The sequence below is a fragment of the Stenotrophomonas sp. 05L44_2 genome, from assembly GCF_056665995.1.
In genome coordinates this window covers 1-4046 of record NZ_JBFTNR010000386.1, presented here as the reverse complement: position 1 = coordinate 4046, position 4046 = coordinate 1, and the positions used below count along the sequence as shown (strand labels likewise).

Sequence of the window (4046 nt, the reverse complement as noted above, 5' to 3'; positions counted from 1 at the left end):
CGCCACCATCGCGCGAACACAGGAATGCGGCCAGATCCAGCAGCAGGCGCCGCAGCGGGAACAGCAGGGCCTGGCTGGATTCGATCTCGTATTCGAATTCGATGCGCGCATCGAACCGGTCCGGCGGCTGGTAATAGCGCAGCGGCGCGTTGCCCAAACCGCGCACGGCATCCAGCTGCTGCAGTACCTCGGGGGCGAAGCGGCGGGCCAGGCTTTCGCGCGGCAGGTCGAAGGCCGCCCCCAGCGTGCGCAGGCCGGAGCGTGCCAGCACGGTCACTGCATCAACGGGCAGGCCACTACGCGCCAGTGGCAGCTGTGCCAGTGCGGCGGGCAGCTGCTGCGCATCGATGCCAAGGCCATCGTGCACATTGGCCAGCACGCGCGCGGCATGCGGGTTGGGGGCAGCGACCAGGCGATGGCGGAAGCCCAGGTCGTGCAGGCCGTTGCGCAGGCGTTGTTCGATCGTYAGCCAATCGCCGAACAGGGCACGGCTGGCACCGATCTCCAGCACCAGCGCATGCGGAAAATCGAGGCTGACCAGCGAGCTGGTGGCATACAGCCAGCTGGCCAGCAACTGCCGGGTGTGCTGTTCGGCGCTGGGATCGTAGTCATGCAGCTGCAGGTCCTGCACCAGCACCTGCGCGGCCGACAGCAGCATGCCCGGGCGCAGCCCCGCTGCCCGCGCGGCAGGGCTGACCGCACGCAGCACACGACGCTGCGCCGGCCCCTGCAGCAGTACCAGTGGCCGCTGTGGATCGGGCTGCAGGCGCAGCACGCTGTCCAGCGCCAGCTGCGGCAACAACAGGCAGGCCCAGTGCATGGCGCGGCCTCAGTGGGCGATGGCCAGCGGCAACGGCTGCGCCGGTGGCAGCCCGCCGCGGCACTTCAGCACCCGCACCTGGCCATGGTCGAGCTGCAGGCGCAGGMTGGCCGGGGAGGGGTTGCGGGCGGCGCGGGCCTCGCGGAACACGAAACCCAGGCACTGGCCGCTGTCGGCGGCAACCTGCAGGCGGCGCAGGGCACGATCGTCGGCCTGCTGCGGCCAGCACAGCACGGCGGCGCAGGCGGCAGAGCGCAGGCACTGCTCGGCCGCCCACAGCGCCTGCTTCGGTGCGGCGTGGATGATCTGCAGCTGGGCCAGGTCGAGCCCGGCGGCGGCCCATGCCGGGGCGTGCGGGCGATAGGGTGGGGCGACCAGCACGATCGGTCGTGGTTGCTGGCTCAGCTTTGCCAGCGCCGGCCAGATCAGGGCCAGTTCACCGACCCCGGGTGCTGCCTGCAGTACTTCGCACAGCCCGCTGGCTGGCCAGCCACCGCCGGGCAGGCGCGCGTCCAGCGCCGGGTGGCCACTGGCCAGATGGTCGCTGGCCTGCCCCTGGCGTGCCGGCCCGCGCCAGACCTGGCGGCCGTCCAGCAGGCGGTCGAGGGCGACGACGGCGCCCATCAGCCGGTCCTCCGGGGGAGGCGCCGGGCTGGCGGGAAGCGGCAGAAGTGGGCGGAAACGGCAGGCATGGAGCGAGTATCGACAGGCCGATATCAGGGGCTGAGACCGGACATGCTACTCGGCTTGTGAGTAATATTACTAATGAAATCGGAGGGCGGGGTTTCAGCTTGCTGAAGGAGGTAAAGCATCCACGCAGGGCGTGGATCTACTGGGGAACGGGGGCCTGGATGCGGGAAAAGCGGTGCCGGCCAAGGTCGGCACCGCCCACCCTGGCCCGGCTATCGGGTCACGGGCGGACCGGCAGGGCCACCGGGCGCAGCGGCGCGGCGTCGCCGCCGCGGATCTTCAGCGGGCCACCGATGAAGGCGAACTCATAGACCTTGTCGCGCGCCAGTTCATCCAGCGCCACCAGCTCGATGATCGGCGCGCCCTGCTGCGCCAGCAGGTAGGTGTGCAGCGGCACGTAGTCGTCGGACACTTCGGAAGGGAAGGTCTCGAAGCTGAGGTTGTCGGCGCCGACGATCATCGCGCCGCTGTCCTCCACCAGGAAACGCGCCGCATCCATGCCCATGCCCGGCGGGTTGGCCATGTAGGCCTTGGGCTGTTCGAACAGGCGCATGCGACCGGTGCGGATCAGTACGATGTCGCCCTGCTGCAGCTGCACGTGCTGGCGCGCCAGCGCATCCTTCAGGTCCTGGCGGGTGACGCGGTAGCTGTCCGGCAGCATGTCCATGCCCTTGGCGCCGGCCACGTCGATCAGTACGCCACGGGCGATCAGCGGCGGGAATTTCTCGATGCCGGTGACGTTCCAGCCGCGGTCGCCGAGGTGCTTGTCGGCCTCGAAGCCATTCCAGATCTTTCCATGGATGCCGAAGTGGTTCAGCGCATCGATGTGGGTGCCGGTGTGGCTGTACATCGAGAACGCGGTGCCGGTGTAGCTGCGGGTGAGGTTCATCGTCTCGCCTACGCCCATCGGGTCGTCCATCACCGTGCCGCGCGGGGTGTGGGTCATCCAGAACTGGTAGTGCGGGTCGCCGGCATCCTGCCAGCTGGGCATGCCGACGTAGTACTCGGTGGCCAGATCGTAGGCTTTGCCGCCGCTGACCCGCGACAGGATCGCTGCGCGTGAGGCCTCGGTGATCAGGTTGAGGCGGCCGATCTCGTCCTTCGGCCCCCAGGGGCTGGTGCCGACCTGCTGGCCGGAGGGAACGCGTTCGTRCGCGGACACGGCGGTGGAAGCCGCGGCGCCGGCCAACAGCAGGGCCAGGGCGGTGCCCAGGGTACGTGGGGTCATGGGAATCTCCTTGAAGGTGGGGAACGGTGCGGCTCAGGCCGCGACCAGCGGCGCCAGGGCCTGGCGCAGTTGCGGCAGCGGCAGGGTCTGCAGGCGCAGGCCGTTGCCGGTGATGACGGTGGGGATGGAGCGGATGCCGAGTGCGGCAGCTTCAGCGCGGTCGGCCTGCACGCGCTGGCGCACCTCATCGCTGCGCATCCGGTCGGCGAAGACGCCACGCCGATGCCCCAGCTGTTCGGCGATGTCCAGCAGCACCTCGACGTCACCGATGTTTCGGTGCTGGTGCAGGTGCGCCCACTGCACGGCATCGAACATCGCGCCGTGTGCGGCGTTGCCGCCGAGCATGCCGGCGGCCTGGCAGGCCAGTGCACCCAGCCAACCGGAAGGGTATTCGAAGTCCTGTGCCCGCATGCCGTCGATATCGATGCGCGCGCTGTCGTCATGCGCGGCGCAGTCGGCCCAGTGGCGCAGGATGATGGCCTTGGCGCGCGGCATCGAGCCGAATACCTCGATCATCTGTTCGCGCGAGTCCTGCAGCACGAAGCTGCGGTGGTGGACCTGGATGCCGAGTTCGACCGAGACCTGCTGCAGGCGCGGGGCCAGCACGAAGCACCAGCCGCAGACCACGTCATGAAAGAAATCGACCACCGGTGCAGTGGTGGTCAGCGAAGGAGAGGCGATCATCGGCCTGCCGTCCGTGAGAGGGGAGGCGGCAGAGTAGGCAGTGGCGCCGGGCCGAAACAGCACGCGGCGGGCAGCTCAGTTTTCGCTGGCGGTTACGAATCCAGCCCGGCGCAGGCGGGCAGTTCGGCGTGCAGGAAATCGATGAAGGCGCGTACCTTCGGTTGCAGGTGGCGCGCGGTGGGGTAGACCGCGTAGACGAACCGCGGCGGATAGCGATGGTTGGGCAGCACCTGCTGCAGTTCGCCGCTGGCCAGTGCCGGTKCGGCCAGGAACGAGGGCAGCGCACCGATACCGAGGCCGGCGACCAGCAGGTCACGCAGCAGCAGACTGTTGTTGGCGGTGACCCGTGTCGGCAGGGTCACCGTGACCTGGCCATCGGGGCCGAGCAGCGGCCAGCTGCCGGGTGAATCGGACAGGCTGTAGCCAAGCACGCTGTGCGCCTGCAGTTMTTCCACCACCTGCGGTGCCGGATGGTGCTGCAGATAGGACGGTGCCGCGCACAGCACCTGCTGCAGCGAAGCCAGGCGGCGTGCGACCAGCCGCGAATCTTCCAGTTCGGCGCGGATGCGCAGGGATACATCGAACCCTTCGCCAACCGCATCAAGCAGACGGTCTTCCATCACC

5 protein-coding genes are annotated in these 4046 nt (G+C 69.0%); all 5 read right to left on the bottom strand.

What is annotated here, in order from left to right:
- Positions 1-820, bottom strand: an 820-nt coding sequence (locus tag AC1VAN_RS14060) for a Y-family DNA polymerase (RefSeq protein WP_480986012.1), incomplete at its 3' end; no start/stop codon positions are given.
- A gap of 9 nt (positions 821-829) precedes the next feature.
- Entirely contained in the window at positions 830-1444 is a 615-nt protein-coding gene (gene imuA, locus AC1VAN_RS14055; protein ID WP_480986011.1) for a translesion DNA synthesis-associated protein ImuA, read from the bottom strand.
- A 286-nt stretch (positions 1445-1730) separates the two neighbouring features.
- Positions 1731-2738, bottom strand: a complete 1008-nt coding sequence (locus AC1VAN_RS14050) for a cyclase family protein (RefSeq protein ID WP_480986010.1) — start codon at positions 2736-2738, stop codon at positions 1731-1733.
- A 33-nt stretch (positions 2739-2771) separates the two neighbouring features.
- Positions 2772-3422 (bottom strand): DsbA family oxidoreductase, encoded by a 651-nt coding sequence (locus AC1VAN_RS14045; RefSeq protein ID WP_442252208.1) that lies wholly within the window; start codon positions 3420-3422, stop codon positions 2772-2774.
- 92 nt (positions 3423-3514) lie between these two features.
- Positions 3515-4046, bottom strand: a 532-nt coding sequence (locus AC1VAN_RS14040; protein ID WP_480986009.1) for a substrate binding domain-containing protein, incomplete at its 5' end; no start/stop codon positions are given.

Bases quoted from the DNA above. Each gene is read 5' to 3' on its own strand.
- AC1VAN_RS14045 (WP_442252208.1), bottom strand. From the start codon at position 3,422: ATGATCGCCTCTCCTTCGCTGACCACCACTGCACCGGTGGTCGATTTC.